This window comes from Advenella incenata, from assembly GCF_004217095.1.
GTDB classification, from domain to species: domain Bacteria; phylum Pseudomonadota; class Gammaproteobacteria; order Burkholderiales; family Burkholderiaceae_B; genus Advenella; species Advenella incenata.
In genome coordinates this window covers 1,421,879-1,439,467 of record NZ_SHKO01000001.1, presented here as the reverse complement: position 1 = coordinate 1,439,467, position 17,589 = coordinate 1,421,879, and the positions used below count along the sequence as shown (strand labels likewise).

At 54.7% G+C, this 17,589-nt stretch carries 17 protein-coding genes, 3 tRNA genes and 1 pseudogene; 9 read left to right on the top strand and 12 right to left on the bottom strand.

Annotation, left to right across the window (positions count from 1 at the left end):
- The first annotated feature begins 66 nt into the window (after window positions 1-66).
- Window positions 67-840, top strand: a complete 774-nt coding sequence (locus tag EV681_RS06570; RefSeq protein WP_128395272.1) for an SDR family oxidoreductase — start codon at window positions 67-69, stop codon at window positions 838-840.
- A gap of 373 nt (window positions 841-1,213) precedes the next feature.
- The gene (locus tag EV681_RS06565) at window positions 1,214-1,885 is read left to right on the top strand and encodes a metal-binding protein ZinT (RefSeq protein ID WP_130303559.1); all 672 of its coding nucleotides are present in this window, start codon (window positions 1,214-1,216) and stop codon (window positions 1,883-1,885) included.
- A gap of 242 nt (window positions 1,886-2,127) precedes the next feature.
- Here EV681_RS06565 and EV681_RS06560 read toward each other — a convergent pair whose 3' ends face one another.
- Window positions 2,128-2,409 (bottom strand): helix-turn-helix domain-containing protein, encoded by a 282-nt coding sequence (locus tag EV681_RS06560; protein WP_130303558.1) that lies wholly within the window; start codon window positions 2,407-2,409, stop codon window positions 2,128-2,130.
- Window positions 2,410-2,487: 78 nt separating this feature from the next.
- Between EV681_RS06560 and EV681_RS06550 the strand changes: the two are divergent.
- A pseudogene (locus EV681_RS06550) lies at window positions 2,488-2,667 on the top strand (transposase); the annotation flags it as partial.
- A 141-nt stretch (window positions 2,668-2,808) separates the two neighbouring features.
- Here the strand turns inward: EV681_RS06550 and EV681_RS06545 are convergent.
- The 7 genes from EV681_RS06545 to kdgD all read right to left on the bottom strand — a co-directional run bounded on the left by EV681_RS06545 (window position 2,809) and on the right by kdgD (window position 7,908).
- A tRNA-Asp gene (locus EV681_RS06545) sits at window positions 2,809-2,885 on the bottom strand.
- Between the two features lie 46 nt (window positions 2,886-2,931).
- Window positions 2,932-3,007: transfer RNA gene (locus tag EV681_RS06540), tRNA-Glu, on the bottom strand.
- A gap of 139 nt (window positions 3,008-3,146) precedes the next feature.
- Window positions 3,147-3,222, bottom strand: a tRNA-Ala gene (locus EV681_RS06535).
- A gap of 143 nt (window positions 3,223-3,365) precedes the next feature.
- Window positions 3,366-4,214, bottom strand: a complete 849-nt coding sequence (locus EV681_RS06530) for an NAD(P)H-hydrate dehydratase (protein WP_130303557.1) — start codon at window positions 4,212-4,214, stop codon at window positions 3,366-3,368.
- Window positions 4,215-4,432: 218 nt separating this feature from the next.
- The gene (locus EV681_RS06525) at window positions 4,433-5,161 is read right to left on the bottom strand and encodes a FadR/GntR family transcriptional regulator (RefSeq protein WP_128395268.1); all 729 of its coding nucleotides are present in this window, start codon (window positions 5,159-5,161) and stop codon (window positions 4,433-4,435) included.
- Window positions 5,162-5,319: 158 nt separating this feature from the next.
- On the bottom strand, window positions 5,320-6,870 hold the full coding sequence (gene garD, locus EV681_RS06520) for a galactarate dehydratase (protein ID WP_130303556.1): 1,551 nt from the start codon (window positions 6,868-6,870) through the stop codon (window positions 5,320-5,322).
- Between the two features lie 126 nt (window positions 6,871-6,996).
- The gene (kdgD, locus tag EV681_RS06515; protein ID WP_130303555.1) at window positions 6,997-7,908 is read right to left on the bottom strand and encodes a 5-dehydro-4-deoxyglucarate dehydratase; all 912 of its coding nucleotides are present in this window, start codon (window positions 7,906-7,908) and stop codon (window positions 6,997-6,999) included.
- A gap of 367 nt (window positions 7,909-8,275) precedes the next feature.
- Between kdgD and EV681_RS06510 the strand changes: the two genes are divergently transcribed.
- From EV681_RS06510 to EV681_RS06500, 3 genes are all read left to right on the top strand, one after another.
- Window positions 8,276-8,923 carry a methylated-DNA--[protein]-cysteine S-methyltransferase gene (locus EV681_RS06510; protein ID WP_130303554.1) on the top strand — a complete coding sequence of 216 codons (648 nt, stop codon included), beginning with the start codon at window positions 8,276-8,278 and terminating at the stop codon, window positions 8,921-8,923.
- A 145-nt stretch (window positions 8,924-9,068) separates the two neighbouring features.
- Window positions 9,069-10,601, top strand: a complete 1,533-nt coding sequence (locus EV681_RS06505; RefSeq protein ID WP_128395264.1) for a phospholipase D-like domain-containing protein — start codon at window positions 9,069-9,071, stop codon at window positions 10,599-10,601.
- A 159-nt stretch (window positions 10,602-10,760) separates the two neighbouring features.
- On the top strand, window positions 10,761-11,345 hold the full coding sequence (locus EV681_RS06500) for an NUDIX hydrolase (RefSeq protein ID WP_130303553.1): 585 nt from the start codon (window positions 10,761-10,763) through the stop codon (window positions 11,343-11,345).
- A gap of 71 nt (window positions 11,346-11,416) precedes the next feature.
- On the opposite strand, the gene EV681_RS06495 is transcribed toward EV681_RS06500, so the two are convergent.
- The 4 genes from EV681_RS06495 to EV681_RS22500 are packed head-to-tail and all read right to left on the bottom strand — an operon-like array spanning window position 11,417 to window position 14,142.
- On the bottom strand, window positions 11,417-12,550 hold the full coding sequence (locus EV681_RS06495) for a succinylglutamate desuccinylase/aspartoacylase family protein (protein WP_128395262.1): 1,134 nt from the start codon (window positions 12,548-12,550) through the stop codon (window positions 11,417-11,419).
- Window positions 12,550-13,266, bottom strand: a complete 717-nt coding sequence (locus EV681_RS06490) for an ABC transporter permease (RefSeq protein WP_128395261.1) — start codon at window positions 13,264-13,266, stop codon at window positions 12,550-12,552. Before EV681_RS06490 ends, EV681_RS06495 begins: the two co-directional genes overlap by 1 nt.
- The gene (locus EV681_RS06485; RefSeq protein ID WP_128395260.1) at window positions 13,259-13,966 is read right to left on the bottom strand and encodes an ABC transporter permease; all 708 of its coding nucleotides are present in this window, start codon (window positions 13,964-13,966) and stop codon (window positions 13,259-13,261) included. Before EV681_RS06485 ends, EV681_RS06490 begins: the two co-directional genes overlap by 8 nt.
- A gap of 38 nt (window positions 13,967-14,004) precedes the next feature.
- Window positions 14,005-14,142: a hypothetical protein gene (locus EV681_RS22500; protein WP_165392963.1), complete on the bottom strand. Its 138-nt coding sequence runs from the start codon at window positions 14,140-14,142 to the stop codon at window positions 14,005-14,007.
- 272 nt (window positions 14,143-14,414) lie between these two features.
- Here EV681_RS22500 and EV681_RS06480 point away from each other — a divergent pair, with 272 nt between their 5' ends.
- The 3 genes from EV681_RS06480 to EV681_RS06470 all read left to right on the top strand — a co-directional run bounded on the left by EV681_RS06480 (window position 14,415) and on the right by EV681_RS06470 (window position 17,500).
- The gene (locus tag EV681_RS06480) at window positions 14,415-15,203 is read left to right on the top strand and encodes a lysine/arginine/ornithine ABC transporter substrate-binding protein (protein WP_128395259.1); all 789 of its coding nucleotides are present in this window, start codon (window positions 14,415-14,417) and stop codon (window positions 15,201-15,203) included.
- 314 nt (window positions 15,204-15,517) lie between these two features.
- Window positions 15,518-16,576 (top strand): biotin synthase BioB, encoded by a 1,059-nt coding sequence (bioB, locus tag EV681_RS06475; protein ID WP_128395258.1) that lies wholly within the window; start codon window positions 15,518-15,520, stop codon window positions 16,574-16,576.
- Window positions 16,577-16,636: 60 nt separating this feature from the next.
- A complete protein-coding gene (locus EV681_RS06470) occupies window positions 16,637-17,500 on the top strand; it encodes an EamA/RhaT family transporter (protein ID WP_130303552.1) in 864 nt (287 codons plus the stop codon).
- Window positions 17,501-17,589: the final 89 nt, after the last annotated feature.

The window sequence follows — 17,589 nt, the reverse complement described above, 5'->3', positions numbered from 1 at the left end:
TGCGATCAATTAATCTGTATGACAAACGTGGCAATACGTCGCGTCCCAACTCCAGAGGAAAAACATATGTCCCGAAATACAATTGAAGGAAAAGTGGTTCTGATCGCAGGCGGCGCAAAAAACCTGGGCGGACTGCTGGCACGCGAATTCGCGCAGCATGGCGCAAAAGCCGTAGCCATTCACTATCACGGCAGCCAGGCCAAATCTGAGGCCGACCAAACAGTTGCTGCAATCGAACAGGCTGGTGCCAAGGCAGTTGCCTTTCAGGCTGATCTGACTAGCGCAGCCGCCATGGAAAAACTCTTTGCCGATACCATTGCCGCAGTGGGACGACCAGACATTGCCATTAACACAGTTGGCATGGTTCTGAAAAAACCGATGGCCGAAGTCACAGAAGAGGAATTTGATCAATCCAGCGCGGTGAATGTCAAATCTGCCTTCTTCTTTCTAAAGGAAGCAGGCAAAGCGGTCAATGATAATGGCAAGATCTGCACCCTGGTCACCTCTTTGCTGGGCGCCTATACGCCTTTTTATGCAGCCTATGAAGGACTGAAAGCACCCGTTGAGCACTTTACCCGCGCAGCGTCAAAAGAGTTTGGCGCGCGGGGCATTTCGGTTACTGCCATCGGCCCGGGGCCCATGGACACGCCGTTCTTTTATCCGGCCGAAGGCAAAGAAGCGGTGGAATACCACAAGACAGCGGCAGCCCTGTCACCCTTCTCCAAAACCGGACTTACAGATATTGAAGATATCGCGCCATGGGTACGCTTCATTGTGTCTGAAGGCTGGTGGATGACCGGCCAGACCATTCTGGTCAATGGTGGCTACACCACAAAATAATAGCTCGCTAACCTGAACTGCATCCCACTGAACTGGGCCCAAAAGCCGGACACTGAGCCGGTTTTTGGGATCAGTTCGATCCTGTAAGAACGGGTATATCGCATCTGTGTCTTGTCCCCCCAGGAAAGTGATCCAATACAGCCCTCCAGCGCTTAAAGTGCGGGGCGGCCAATAAATTCCATAATGACATGACACTCATGCTGCCAGACGATAAGCGGCAGACGGTCTGGTATAAACCAGAAAGTTAAAAACACTGACGCAGTGCGCGAAAAAACGTCAGGCCGATTTTTTCTGGATAAGTCAATTGACGGTATTTGTTGTTATGTTATAACATTGCAACAACTTACCAACCCTCTACAGGATAGTCAATGTCATGAGTATTTCATCCAAGTTAATCCAAATCGCAGTATTCTCTTGCGCACTTACCGCAAGCGCCAGCGCCCAGACACATCAACATGACCACGGCCATTCACACGATCACGCGCATGGCGCCGAGACAAATAAAAAGACCGCCGCTAAAGGGTTTTTTGCCGATACCGATGTAAAGGATCGCAGCCTGTCTGATTGGGAAGGAGACTGGCAGTCCATCTACCCGCTCCTGCAAAACGGCGCGCTCGATGAAGTAATGGCGCATAAGGCAGAGCAGAAAAAAGACAAAACCGCAGACGAATACAAACAGTATTACGATGCTGGATACAAGACCAACATTGATCGCATGGTCATCAAAGATGACGCCTTCACTTTTTATCAAGACGGTAAAAATTACAGCGCACAGTATAAATATGATGGCTACAAGATCCTGACGTACAAAGCCGGCAACCGGGGCGTGCGTTACCTGTTTACCAAGCAACAAGGCGCAGCACAGGCGCCGGGTTTTATACAATTTAGCGACCATATCATTGCCCCGAAAAAGGTCAGCCACTTTCATATTTACTTCGGCAATGATGGCCACGAAAAGCTAAGTGAAGAACTGCACAACTGGCCTACCTACTTCCCATCTAAGTGGAAATCCAAAACCATTGTTCACGACCTGATGCACCATTAAGATGGCAGCCGCCCGCCACACCGCCCTCCCAGGGCTATGGCGGGCCCAGATCAACAATCGGCACCTTTGGCGCGCCTTGCCTCCTGCAAAGCTACGCCGCTTGCTTCCAGCCTGTGTTTGTGTCCTCAAATACAAGCTTTTGCCCCCAACTTCTGTGTCGAGTTCGATGAGTCGCTTCAGGACTTCACAAATAGTCCCAAAACTAATTAAGATAAAAACAACAATATGATACGGGTACTGTTTTAACTCAATTCTCGCAGCACTTCAGGATGGCTTCCCGCGATTTTCAATAAAGTTTGGGCCGCCCCACTTGGCGCGCGCCGTCCCTGCTCCCATTCCTGCAAGGTGCGTACAGAGACACCCATCAACTTAGCAAATGTGTTCTGCGAGAAACCAGCATCAATACGGGTTCGGGCGATTTCTGTCATATTGACTTTGGTAGCGCGAGCAAATTTGTGATCCTTCATTTCGCGTACAGATTGTAGTAAGTCCGCCTCAAATTGCTTCATTTCTTTGTCGCTCATCTTGCCACCTCATTTTTCAGTTTCAGCAAAAATTCGGTCGATAAATTATCGAATTTTGCCTTGGAATAAGCAATCATCACGCTTAAGTCCTGGTTGGAGCCGATTGTGCGGATGTGGCGTTTTTCCAAATCGAACGGCATTACCGAGGACTTCCATACCAAAATGGAGATGCTCTCGCGACGTGCGTATGGGTTCAGGAATTTTGAGAATGACCGGCTGAGGGGGCTTGGCCCAATGCGGTTGGAATGGAGTGATTAATCGAGTTTGGTGAATTCCCATCCCCCGTTTATGAGGTAGAGCCCGCACACTCAAGTGCTACAACAGGCGCAAAAACACTCACCAGTGGCTTGATCGCTCTGGAGGTTGTATATGATTTGTTTGGGAATGTACTGCAGATAATGGCGGAGCGGACGGGACTCGAACCCGCGACCCCCGGCGTGACAGGCCGGTATTCTAACCAACTGAACTACCGCTCCGCAGCGGTGAAATTTTTCAAACAATCTGTTTATAAAACAAAATGTCTGGCGTCCCCTAGGGGATTCGAACCCCTGTACCCACCGTGAAAGGGTGGTGTCCTAGGCCTCTAGACGAAGGGGACAGGACTGTACTAACTTTTTCTCAAACCTGCATTTACGTTGGCATGTAAACGCTGCCTGAAACTACTTACCAGCCAATTTAAGAATCCGAGATTCTATCACACTTTCTGGTTTCCTGCCAACAACTTTGTTGAAATTTTTTGGTGGAGATAAGCGGGATCGAACCGCTGACCTCTTGCATGCCATGCAAGCGCTCTCCCAGCTGAGCTATACCCCCACACGTCTCAACTAATGTTGTTTAGCGAAGAAGCGGAATTATGACTTCTTTTGCGCTCTTGTGCAAGCTTTTTTGCCAATGCAATAAAAATACAACAATCAACCTGCCAATTGAAGCTTGGTCCAAACGCAATTGATCTGACATCACGCGTCTGTTATCACCATGGCATTGCGTACGCGACGCGCTGCCAGCAAGACATCTGTGGCCGTCAGGCCGATGGGACCTGTGCCCTCTTTGACCAATAGATCTGCCGCAGCGCCATGCATCCACACTGCTCCGGATATGGCCTGGGCCACTTCAATGCCTTGCGCCAGACATGCTCCCAGCATCCCTGCCAGAACGTCGCCGGTGCCGCCCGAGGCAAGCCCGGGATTGCCGGTATTGTTCACATGGGTGTCGCCCTGTGGCGAGCAGATAACCGTTTTATGGCCTTTGAGCACTGTCCATGCTTCATATTTCTTGCTGATTGCCACGGCAGCACGTGCTCGCCCCTGTTGCACTTCTGCCGCATCGCAATCGAGCAACCGTGCCGCTTCCTGAGGATGCGGCGTCAGCACCAGTACACGATTGCGCGCGCCAGCGCCAATTTTTCCCTGCGCCAGCAAAGTCAGGCCGTCAGCATCCAGCACCAACGGCACATCAAGGGTGGCCCGAAATACCTGGTACAGCAGGCCCAGTGATTTTTCATCCAGCCCCATGCCTACACCGGCCACACACACCGTCATCTGGCCAGAACGCAGCAACTGGTCGGCACGCCCCAGCATGAGTTCGGGATGCGAGGGATCAACAACAAAAGGCAAATCATCAACAAACCCGACCTTCACTTTACCTGCCCCCTGCATCAAGGCTGCCCGGGCTGCCAGCAAGGCTGCTCCCGTCATGCCAGGCGCCCCGCCAATGACACCCACGGTACCGAAGCTGCCCTTGTGACTGTCAGCGAGACGGGGGCGACACAGCGCGGGAAAATGTTGTCTTGCGTATTCGACTGTCATAGTGCTCCTTTGTCATTGCAGGGACCAGGCCAACCGCCCTTGCGGCAAAACGACAGACTTCTCGCTGATGCCATTGCGGCTTTGGCTTTTTATCTTTCAGCTCAATGACAGCACAGTCGCACGGGTCCGTCAAGGACTGCGACGCGTTCGGCCGGCACAAAGACCGGCACAGGCAATTGCGCCCAGAAGAACTCACGCCCAAGGGCGTGGCAACACTTTTATTTGCTCGCCGATCTCATGCGCTGACGGCTATTGATAATGTGCATGCGCATGGCGGCACGCGCAGCATCGGCATCCTGCGCCGCGATGGCGCTGAATATTGCCTCGTGTTCCATATTCAGGCGCTGCTGATACATGGCTTTTTCCTGATCGAAAATCGCCAGCCGGCTACGCGGTATGGCGTGCTTGCCCAACTGGCGCAGCAGATCCAGAAAATGCGAGTTGTGCGTGCACTTGGCGATCTGTTCGTGGAACTGGAAATCCACATCCACCGAAATATCGCGGGAAATGTCTTCCTTGACCAGGGCACGCAGAATACGGTCAAGTTCTGCCAGTTGTTCGTCGGTGCGTCGCTGGGCCGCCAGGCCTGCCGCCTCGGACTCCAGACATGCCCGCACCTCCAGCACGGCAGCCAGCTCTTGGGCCGTGCCCGGTGACATGGTGCTGCGATCGAAAATCACATCTTTGACAGAAGGTTCGCGCACGAAAGTGCCGACCCCGTGACGCGTTTCGACCAGGCCACGCGCCTGCAATTGTGAAATGGCTTCGCGGATTACACTTCTGCTCACGCCAAAGGCTTCGACAAATTCGGATTCTGTCGGGAGCTTTTTCCCCACTTCCAGACTGCCCGACTGGATTTTTTCGGTCAGTTGCTCGACCACTTCATCCGAGAGCGTTCTGCCTCTTTTTTTAATTGGGCCAGCGTTAATCAATAGGCGGGTTGGCATAGGTACTGTGGTCACCGTAAGAATAGTTTGGTTACAGGTAGGAAAAGTATGATTTTAAAACGTTTTTTCCTAAAAACGGCCAGAACGCCTCCGGCTCCGGGATTGTTCTGCGACATTTGAAAATGACAGGCCGGTTAGCACCGATCAGAACACCATCATCAGGTTACCGGCGCCGGGTTAAACAGTACCAGTGAATTGTGCAATTTTAGCTTTTCGGCACAGGATTGCTGTCGGCCACTGGCAATGGATATCATCAGATCAAACAGTTCCTGACCTACCTGCTCAATGGTGGCCTGGCCTGTGGCAATCTGCCCAGCATTCAGATCCATCAGATCAAACCAGCGTCGCGCCAGGCTGTCTCTGGTCGCCACCTTGATCACAGGCACCGCCGCCAGGCCATAGGGCGTCCCTCTGCCCGTGGTAAAGACATGCAGGTTCATGCCAGCAGCCAATTGCAAGGTGCCACAAATAAAATCGCTGGCAGGTGTGGCCAGAAAATTGAGTCCCTTGCTGGCCACTCTTTCACCGGGCGCAACCACACCCTTGATCGCCGTCGTACCCGATTTGACAATCGAGCCCATCGCTTTTTCCACAATATTGGACAAGCCGCCGCGTTTGTTGCCCGGGCTGGTATTGGCGCTGCGATCCGCTCCGCCATGCTTCAGATAATTGTCATACCACTGCATTTCACGCAGCAGCGCCTGGCCGACTTCCGGGGTTGCGGCGCGGGCGGTCAACTGGGCAATGCCATCACGAACCTCGGTGACCTCGGAGAACATGACCGTCGCACCGGCCCGCACCAGCAGATCGGTCGCATACCCAACAGCTGGATTGGCGGTAACGCCTGAAAAGGCATCACTGCCGCCACACTGCACCCCCACCACCAGCCCCGACAACGGACAGGGTTCACGCTTGCGGGCGTTTAACTGGACAAGTCGTCTTTCGGCTTTTGTCATGATTGCGTCGATCATGCTCGCGAAGCCGACATTCTCTTCGTCCTGAAGCGTAATCAGGTATGGATCATCCTGCGCTATTGGAATGCTGCCGGCGGGAAACATCCTTGTCGCCTGCAGTTTTTCGCAGCCCAGACTCACCAGCAGAATCTGACCGCCAAAATTGGGGTTCAGGCTCAGGTTGCGCAAGGTGCGGATCGGGATTTCGGCATTGGGTGCATCTATCGCCACACCGCAACCATAACCATGCTCCAGGTAGACCACATCGTCTACATTCGGATAACGCGGCAATAATTCTTCGCGAATTTTGCGCACGGCAAATTCCACCACACCTGTCACGCACTGCACGGTCGCACTGATGGCAAGGATATTGCGGGTGCCGACCGTACCATCGGCATTGCGATACCCGTCAAAGGTCAGGCCGGTCAACGGCGCTACCTCGTCTGGCTGGTGCGTCGCCATCGGCAGCGCATCCAGCGACGGCGCCTGCGGCATGCGCAACATGGCTTCATTGACCCAGGCGCCCGCGGCAACGTCACACAGCGCATAGCCGATGACCACGCCATAACGGATGACCGGCGCGTCACTGGCAATCTCCTGCAGCGCGACCTTGTGACCCTGCGGCACCGCAGTCTGCAATGTCAGGCCACAGGCAAAGACGGTGCCCGCCGGCAACCCGCCATCATTGACAACAATAGCGACATTGTCCTGGTCACTGATTCGAATATATAAAGGCTTAAGTGTCTCTTGCAACATGTAATCTCACCGTAAACGGGCAAGCCCCGCCTGCCATAATACCTGCGTTGACCAACGGCGCTGCACGATAGTCAACATAGCCGCAAGGTGTCCTGGTTTCAGGGCCACGGGCTTGCTCAAGACCTATTATTGAGCGCCCAGCTTATGAATCAGGGCAGCCAGCGCCTCACTCTCTTGACCGGTCAGATTGGTCAGGGGTGCCCGCACACCGCCGGCATCATGTCCGACAATTCTGGCGCCTTCCTTGACGATGCTAACCGCATAGCCCTTGCAACGATTGCGGATGGCTGAATAGGGAATGAAAAAATCCGTTATCAGCCGGTCAACCGTTGCCTGGTCTCCTGCTACGATAGCACGATAAAAATCCATGGCTGTTTTCGGAATGAAATTGAATACTGCCGACGAATACACCGGCACCCCCAGCGCCCGATAGGCAGCAGCGTAGAACTCAGCTGTGGGCAGCCCGCCCAGATAGGACAGACGCTCACCCAGACGACGGCGGATCGTAACCATCAGCTCGATATCGCCTATGCCGTCCTTGTAGCCCACCAGGTTCGGACAACGTTCGGCCAGCCGCTCAAGCTGATCGGCATTGAGCCGGCAAAGCGATCGGTTATAAACAATAACGCCCAGACCCACTGATTTGCATACCTGCTCCACATGCAGCGCAACACCGTCCTGGTCTGCTTCAGTCAGGTAATGAGGCATCAATAGCAACCCCTGAGCACCGGCCTTTTCTGCTTGCTGCGCATAGCGGATCGCCAGCCGCGTGCCGCCACCGGCTCCAGCAATAATCGGTACTTTGCCTGCGCAGGTTTGCACCGCAGTGCGTATCACATTTGAATACTCTTCCGGCTCAAGCGAAAAGAACTCACCTGTTCCCCCAGCGGCAAACAATGCACTGGCGCCATAGGGTGCCAGCCACTCAAGTCGGCGCGCATAGCTCTCGGCATTGAAATTGCCCTGCTCATCAAAATCGGTAACGGGGAAGGACAGCAGTCCCTCACTGACGGTCTGTTTCAATTCCTGTGGATTCATGAATACCCTGTCGTTGAAAAAATAGAAACGCAGCGCAAGTGCCGCAAGATATGACAATCTTGTTATCATCTTTATGTTGTATGACATCTTATTTCATTTGCCCATGTCAGACAAGTGGTTTGGCGCGGAATTCTGAAAAATGACCGACCCCGCCCTGCTCCTTGCGGCGCTATCACTACTTGTAGCGCCGCCCAGGCTGGCCCCTGAGGTCACGTGCCCGCACACGCTATCCTTGCCCGCAACAAGCACTGTTGTGAATATGAAATGATCACGTAAAATTGCACCATTGACTTCTGTTCACAGTAAGATAGGTGTGTGTCGGCTCCCCTACCCATCGCGACCGTTACCGTATCTCCTTGTCAAGGCCATGCTCAATAACGAATTATTCCCGCACCCCGCTTTCACTCTGGCCCCAGAAACACTGGCGCGCCTGCAAAACGGTGTTCACGCGCTTTGCGATAATCCGGCGTCGCGCGGCGGTGGCAAGCCGTTGTATTACCGGTTTCTGGACTCGCCTGTCGGCCCCATGATTGCCATGGCGTCAGATAATGGTGTGGTACTGCTGGAGTTTTTGGATACGATCGAGACGATCACCAAGGAAATCAACGATCTGCGTACCCGTTACGGGTTTGCCTTGAGCCGGCAGGACCACCCCTGCCTGGATACGGTACAACAACAGATGGATGCCTATTTCGCCGGCCAGAGGCAAACATTCGAGCTTGCGCTGGATGCGCCCGGGACCGCTTTTGACGAAACCGTATGGGCGCATTTGCAGCGCATTCCCTATGGCAGAACCTGCAGTTACGGCGACCTGGCCAAGGACATCGGCAATGGCGCACATGCCCGCATTGTCGGCACTGCCAATCATCGCAACCGCATCAGCATTGTGATTCCCTGCCACCGGGTGATTGGCGCCGATGGCTCGCTCACCGGTTACGGTGGCGGACTGCCGCGCAAGCGCTGGCTGCTGGAGTTCGAAAGCGTGCACGCGTGCAGCACCCCTTTGGCAGGATGACATTCATGAAGCGCGACCAAGGCCTGCCATACCCAACCTGGATGCCGGCCCGTGTTTCGGTCGTCATCATCGCCCTGGGGCATCGTTGCTGCCGACAGCGCAGCAACGATGCCCCGACACAACATAACAGGCGGGCGGTTCACTGATGAGCACGGCGTGGCTGACCAGCGACTGGCTCTGGAATGTGCTCTGGGCTCTTTATATCATCGTGATCGGACTCTGGGTGGTGCTGCAAAAGCGCCCGCCCGTCTCCACGCTTACATGGATTCTGTTTCTAAGCTTTGTACCGGTCGTCGGTTTTGTCATTTATTACTTTTTCGGCCCGAAAAAAATCACCCGCAACAAGATCAATCGGAGCATCAGCAGGCACCTGATTGAGCGCGACGATACGTTATGGAATGTGCGCATCCAGCCTTCGGACCTGACCGAGCAACAACGCCCCATCCATGACCTGGCCCTGCAGATTACCCACTACCCGCTGAGCTACGCCACCAGTTATCAACTATTATCGGGTGGCGAAAAAACCTATGACCGTATTTTCGAAGCGGTACGCCAGGCGCAGCATTACATTTTTCTTGAGTATTACATTTTCGAACAGGACCAGACCGGCACCACCCTGCGCGACCTGCTGACCGAGCGAGCGAGCCAGGGCGTCAAAATCTACCTGATTGCAGATGCCATTGGTTCGCTGCGCCTGAACCGCCGTTTCATGCGTCCATTGCTGGACGCCGGCGCCAGGCTCACCTTCTTTCACGACATCAGCCTGAAGCATTTGCTCTCGTTCATGAACTTGCGAAACCACCGAAAAATTGTCATCTGTGATGGCACGGTGGCCTTCACCGGCGGCATCAATATCAGCGACCAGCAGGACCGGCGCCGCAATAAACGGGCATTTCATGACGTTCATCTGGAACTGACCGGGCCGGTCGTCTCCTGGCTGGAAACCATTTTTGTCGAAGACTGGCACTATTCCACGCACGACCTGTCGGTGCGCCACATGCTGCGCGAACTCTATCGTGATCGTCTTGAACGCATGCAGGAACAGACCGAAGAAGATGCCGACAAGGCGCCTGCTGCGCGACGCCTGGCCAATGATGAGCAAAGTCCCAATAGCCATGTCGTTCAGAAAACGCCGCGCTGGATACGCACCCAGATCATCCCGTCAGGGCCGGATTTTGATTACGCCTCCATTTTGCGCGTAACGGTTGATGCCATACAGCGCGCACGCCATCGCATCTATCTGACCACGCCGTACTTCGTACCGGACGCAACCTCGGCCCAGGCGCTGACCTCTGCCTCCCTGCGCGGCGTTGACGTACGCATTCTGCTGCCCAAGCGGACCGATAATTATGTGGTGACCAAAGCAGCCCAATCCTGGTTCGACGATCTGGTTGCTGCAGGCATCCGCGTCTTCGAGTATGGCCCACGCATGCTGCATACCAAAAGCATGATCGTGGACGACGACATTTCCTTCATCGGCTCGGCCAATTTCGACAACCGCAGCTTTTACCTCAATTTTGAAGTAAGCGTGCTGTGCTACGAACGCGAAGCAAACCAGGCATTGCTGGAAGAATTCAATGCCTCCATGAAATACGCACAGGAAGTGCAACTGACGCATCAACCATTCTTTTCCAGGCTGAGCAAAGCGGTCGCTCGGCTGTTCTCACCTTTGCTTTGAACAGCCAGGCATAAAGCGTGAACTGACCCGTCGGACAACCACGACACCCACTGGCTCGGGTCGGACAGCAACGCCACCGAAACCTGTAAGCCAGGCGTCACCATGGTAACCTATACTCATTCTTTCATCCGCATGATATTTCGATTGAGATCGCCCATTATGTCTACTTACTCATCCAGCACTTCAATCACAGACGATACGCCTGACGCGGCGTTGACTGAAACGCTGCAGGACAGCACCTTTATTTTTGAAGGCAAGATCATCAAAGTGACGGTCGACACCGTTGTCCTGCCCAATGGCAAAACGGCCACCCGCGAGGTAGTGCGACACTGCGGCGCAGTCGCCGTGCTGGCCGTCACGCCCGAAGACAAAGCCGTTCTGGTCAGGCAATTTCGCCACCCTACCGGCGGCCCGCTGCTGGAAATACCAGCAGGCAAGCTGGATGTCGATAACGAACCGCCCGAACAATGCGCCTATCGCGAACTGGCCGAAGAAACGCCCTATACGGCGGGCGGCATGACACTGATACACACTTTTTATACGGCGCCCGGCTTTTGCGACGAGTTGATGTATGTTTTCCGTGCCGAAGGCGTACGACAGGACAGCACTCTGAACGCCGATGATGATGAGTTTGTACAAACGGTATTGATGAGCCGCGAAGAAGTTCGCCAGGCCATTGAGAAGCAACAGATTCGCGACGCCAAAACATTAGTGGCGTTGCAATCGTGGTTACTGGAAAAATAATCAACGCGCCACGGCGGCGTGCATGATGCCGCTTTCCCGCATCACGCATGTCGCGGTACAGGTGCCGTACGTCAGGGCGAGAGACCGACGCTGCCGATATCGTCTGGGCTGGACAGGCTAAGCAACTTGGTTTCAGTCTGCGCCAGGCGTACCCCTGCCGTGGCGAATATAAAGCCGCCGACCGGTGCATTGACCGGCGTCACCGTCAGCGCGACCGGATCCACGATTTCAGCCAGCAGCTGATCTCGTTGCACCCACTGCCCTGCAGCAACGTGATACACCACAATACCGGCGCAAGGCGTGACCACATAGGCCAGTCCACCCAGCGGGTGCGGCTCGCAGCGCAATGGCGGCATTGGCGCCACCTGGGCGGCGGGCAACTGTATATAACCCTGCTGATTCAGGTATTGGATCAGCGCAAGCGCATCATGCTCGGCATATTCATGTGTCAGATCGCGGTCACCGCGCAATTCAACAGTTGCAGCAAAGCAGGCCAGTGGAATGTTCGCCTGTGGATATACGCTTTGCAATTTCAGCCAGGGAGTGGACACCATTTCGTCAAACGAACACGACAGGGAATCTTCGGCCAGCAACTGGCATTCGCTTTGCAGATAGCGGGCCAACGGTTCACAGCGGTCCCACACCTGAGGCAGGGAATACACATGCATGACCGCACGGTTATCGCAATGCAGATCCAGCACGACATCGGCATCACACGCCATTTTCAACAGCGTGATATGCAGTTCGTCAATCAGTCGGGCGGGCGCCAGCGCATCCAGCACATCCCGCATTTTTCCGCGGATCAGCGCCAGATTGGCCTGGGCGTCTGCACCGGGCTTTTCACGGCTACGTTCCAACGCAGTGACCAGGTTCTCGTATAGCGGGACACCGGTAAGACGGTTGAAGTTCTGTCCGGTCGGCAACTGGAAACGGCCAATATGTTCATAGAACACGGTTTGCGACAGCCCGATCGGATTGCAAAACGGGACCAGGATAATTTCACAATTGAGCGCGCCCTGCTTTTCCAGTTCCTGCAAACGGCGGTTCAGGTGAAAGGCCGCCAGCGAACCAGGTAATTCGTCCGCATGCAGGCTGGCCTGCATATACACCTTGCGGCCGGTATCGGTCGGCCCGAAATGAAAGGCATTGATTTCAAATGAAGCACCGGGGGCGCTCAGTGATAAAACATGTTTTTTTTGCTGCATTATGCTTGTGCCAGATGTCGGGAATTCAGATGAACCAGATAGCGCTGTTCGATTTTGCGAAAGATAAAGACCAGCACGAAATTGAGCACCAGGTAAATACACGCTGCTGCCGAATAGGCAATGAATGGCTGATAGGTATTGGTCACGAACAGGCTGGCCGCACCGGTGATTTCCATCATGGCCACCGTAGAGGCCAGCGCTGTCGAATGCATGGTCATGATGACTTCATTGCTGTAAGCCGGTAATGCACGACGCAGGCTGGAGGGCAGAATGATGCGGCGCATTGCATTGCGACGATTCATGCCATAGGCCCGGGCTGCCTCGATTTCTCCGCGATCGGTATTTTTGATGGCGCCGGAAAAAATCACCGTGGAATAGGCGGCCGTGTTCAAGGTCAGGGCAACCAGCACCCAGATAAAACCTTCCTTGAGAAAACCGAAACCGGGTTGCGACATAAGCTGCCCGATGAAGTTAAAGCTGGGAATGCCGTAATAAATAATATAAATTTGCACCAGCAGCGGCGTGCCGGTAAAGAAGTAGGTAAAGGCATGCACCAGACGTGCAGAAAGCGTATGCTGGCGCTGATGAATTACCGAAAGAGGAATGGCCATGCACAGGCCCACCGCCACCGACAAGGCCGTGAGTGTGAGCGTTAGCGGCGCTGCCCGCAAACAGGTTACCAGCGCATCAAGAAACAGGGAAAGCGTTTCAGACATGCGCGTCCTCTCTGGCAAAACCGCGCTGATAATGCTTGTCCAGATAACGAAACACATACAGCGAAACGGTAGTGAGCAGCAGGAACAGCAATGCCGAGACGGTGTTGAAGACAAAAGGCAAATGAGTGGCATTGCCGGCCTGCTGTGCAACGCGCGTCATGTCGTCCAGGCCGATAATGGATACCAGCGCCGTGGCCTTGGTCAGGACCAGCCAGTTATTGCGCACGCTGGGTAGCGCAAAGCGCATCATCAGCGGAAAGGTAATGCGTCGCAGCACCTGCATGCCGCGCATGCCGTAGGCGTGACCGGCTTCAATCTGTCCGTATGGGATGGCCATGATGGCGCCACGGAAGGTTTCAGTGAAATATGCGCCAAAAATGAATGACAGGGTCAGTACACCTGCAGCAAAAGGGCTGATTTCGAAATAATCCAATTCCCAGGCTTCGGTGATGGCATTCAGGCCGATTTGTGCACTGTAATACACCATCAGCATCCAGATCAGGTCGGGCACCCCGCGCACGACGCTGGAATAGAGCCAGCCAAGACGAGAAAGCAGGCGATTGCGCGACAGCCGCATATTGGCACCCGCCAACCCGATAACGACAGAAATGACCAGCGAAAGCACGGCAATTTCGAGGGTCAGCACCGCACCCTGCAAAATGCGGGGCAGATACTGACCAATCAGATTTAATTCTTCCATCCTGTTTCCCATTACATGGCGCTGCGCATACTTTTTGACTATACACAACCCATTCGTTGCAGTGCCTGACGGGCAAAGAACAATACCATTGGCCACAGCCAGAGCGCAATACCTGCGCCCGGCGCATGCCCCGGTTCGGTAAAACCGGTGCCATGGCGCCCAATTTTATCCGCCATCCCGGCGCCCGCGGCCATTATATCGCCCCGGACGCTGAAATAAACCGCCGGTTTTCCCTTAGCCCTCTATGCCGCCTGAGGGAAACTCCCTGTACATTTTCCGGCTGATGCTGTCATAATCTTCAATCCGGACCACCGCCCGCGGTGGTGCTACAACGCTGCAAACGAAAACAGAGCGGGCAATGGCCCCCATGCAAACTAGGCATGCATCCGGCGCCGGCCGGGTGACTGATTTTTTGCTGCAGCACTGCTTACGTCATTTAGGAATATCCATGAACCTGAAAAAACACGTTTTCGGAATCGGTCTGTGCGCAATCGCGCTGGCTGTTTCCACCTCAGCTGTCGCGGCTGACAAAACCATCCGCTTCGGTACGGACGCAACATACGCGCCTTTTGAGTCCACCAGTCCATCCGGCGAAATCGTCGGTTTTGATATCGACCTGGCCAAGGCCATGTGCGAAAAAATGCAGGCCAAATGCACTTTCCAGAATCAGGGCTGGGACGGCATTATTCCCGCATTGCGCGCCAAGAAATTTGACGTCATTTCCTCTTCCATGAGCATTACGCCCGAGCGCGAAAAAGCGGTACTGTTCACGCAGAAGATCTGGAGTACACCGAATATGTTTGTTGCCAAAAAAGGCGCAACCTATCAGTCAACCGCCGAAGGCCTCAAGGGCCTGGACCTGGGCGTGCAGCAAGGCACCATCCAGGACAAATACGCGACCAAGTACTTCAAGGACACCAATATCAAGCGCTATAAAACGCTGGAAGATGCTTATAACGATCTGACGACGGGCCGCGTCAATGTTGTGTTTGCCGATGGCGGCGTCACGACCGAGTTTGTCAACAGCCCGGGCGGCAAAGACTTCCAGCTTGTGGGCGACCCAATCCCCTCTTCTGCCGATCCCGAAATTTTCGGCAAGGGCACCGGTTTTGCCGTGCGCAAGAACGATACCGAACTGAAGGATGCATTGGACAAGGCATTTGATGAAATCCGCAAGGATGGCACCTATCAGAAAATTGCCGATAAGTATTTCAAATACGATATTTACGGCGGCTGATCCGATTTGCGAAGCGGCGGGCAAGCAGCCTTGCCGCCGTTGCGCCTGGCGAACCAGCGCCCCCCCGCCCAAGGAGTGTTTGTCTTCCACCAAACGCCCGACACTCGCCACGGCCTACAATTGCACTCACCCCCGCCAAAATAAAAATAAGTTCCTTCAATTTACAGCAAAACACAACAACACGCAGTCATTGTGCAATTAATTTAAATTGCATCAATTACACCGCGTGCGTAGCATACGTTTACATCGTCACCCTCCCTTGCCCTGCACCGCCCGTGCGGCAAGACATTATCTAAACGACAAGGAACGTAAGCATGGATACCCTTTCAGTGCACAAAACCCGTGAGTCCGGCGCCGCATGGACTGTCCAGGCCATACTGGACCTATACCAGTTGCCTTTCATGGATCTGCTTTTCCGCGCCCAGCAGGTGCATCGCGAACATCACGAACCCAACGCGGTGCAGCTTTCCAGCCTGCTTTCCATCAAGACGGGCGGCTGCCCTGAAGACTGTTCCTATTGCCCGCAGTCTTCCCGCTACGACACCGCCGTGGAGCGTGAAAAACTCATGCCGCTGGACCAGGTAATACAAGCGGCGCAGCAGGCCAAAGCCGCCGGCGCGCAGCGCTTCTGCATGGGCGCCGCCTGGCGCAATCCCAAGCCGCATCAGGTCGACGCAGTCGCCGACATGATCCGGGCCGTCAAGGGGCTGGGCCTTGAAACCTGTGTCACGCTGGGCATGTTGCGTGACGGCCAGGCAGCACAACTGAAGCAAGCCGGGCTGGACTATTACAATCACAATCTGGATACCTCGCCTGAGTTTTACGGGCAAATCATTACTACCCGTACCTATCAGGACCGACTGGACACGCTGGAGCGTGTACGCGATGCCGGCATTCACGTATGCTGCGGCGGTATTGTCGGCCTGGGTGAGTCGCGCCGCGAGCGGGCCGGACTGATTGCCCAACTGGCCAACATGAATCCTTATCCGGAATCGGTGCCGATCAACAATCTGGTCAAAGTGCAAGGTACACCCCTGGCCGACAACGAAGAGATCGACCCGTTCGAGTTCGTCCGTACGATCGCGGTTGCCCGCATTACCATGCCCGGCACCTTTGTACGCCTGTCAGCCGGACGCGAAGCCATGCCCGACAGCCTGCAGGCCCTATGCTTCATGGCCGGGGCCAATTCCATGTTCTACGGAGAAAAACTGCTCACCACCGGTAACCCGCAGTTGCAGGCAGACCAGGCATTGTTCCAGCGACTCGATCTCAAACCGATAGGTCAGTACCGCAGCGATGATCCAGCAACACCAGCAGCGGACACAGCTGCGCAACCATGCGCCTGCACCAGCAGTGAGCTGGCTGCGCCCTGACCAACCCGACCGCGGCATCACCGTAACCTGATATCACCCTTTCTCATTCACAATTGAAATATGACCTATCTCATTCTAAGCATTCTTTGCAGTGTGGCCGTCTCGGTGCTGCTCAAGGTCGCCCGCCGCCAGGGGATTGATATCCGCCAGGCCATCGCCTTCAATTATGTGATGGCCAGCGCACTGACCTGGTTCCTGCTTGCGCCTTCTCTTGAACCCAAAGCCGGCCACCACTTTCCATGGCTGCTTTTCGCCATACTGGGCATCATACTGCCGGTGCTGTTCATGATCATGTCGCGAGGGGTGGAATATGCCGGCATTGTGCGCTCTGATGCCGCACAGCGGTTGTCCCTGTTTCTGACCGTGCTGGCTTCGTTCGTCCTGTTTGGCGAAGCACTCTCGGTCAATCGCGGCCTGAGCCTGGCGCTGGCATTCGCCGCGTTGTTCTGCCTATTATGGAAGCCGGCAGATACCACGCCAAGGACCAGCGTGCGCCAGGGTGCGCTTTATCTCTTTCTGATCTGGCTTGGCTATGGTGTGGTCGATATGCTGTTCAAGCAGATCGCCAAAACAGGCACTGCATTTTCCAGCGGTTTGTTTTTATCTTTTGTGCTTGCCGGGGTCATTATGTTTGGGTATCTGCTGGTCCGCCGCACGCAATGGAATGGCCGCAGCGTCCTGGGAGGGCTGCTGCTGGGCCTGCTCAATTTCTGCAATATTCTTTTTTATATTCGCGCCCACCAGACCTTCCATGAAAATCCGACACTGGTGTTTACGGTCATGAATATCGGCGTAATCAGTCTGGGCACGATTGTAGGGGCCGTCCTGTTTCGCGAAAAAATCAGCCGCATCAATCTACTGGGCATTGCACTTGCGATTATCGCGGTCCTCACGCTGTACTACTGGACCGTGGTCAGCGGATGACGCCAACACAATGCGTTTGTGCAGGCTGAGTCTCCGGCCAATCGCAGCCTGTACCCTGGCGCAAAACACCTCACACCATATGCGCTGCG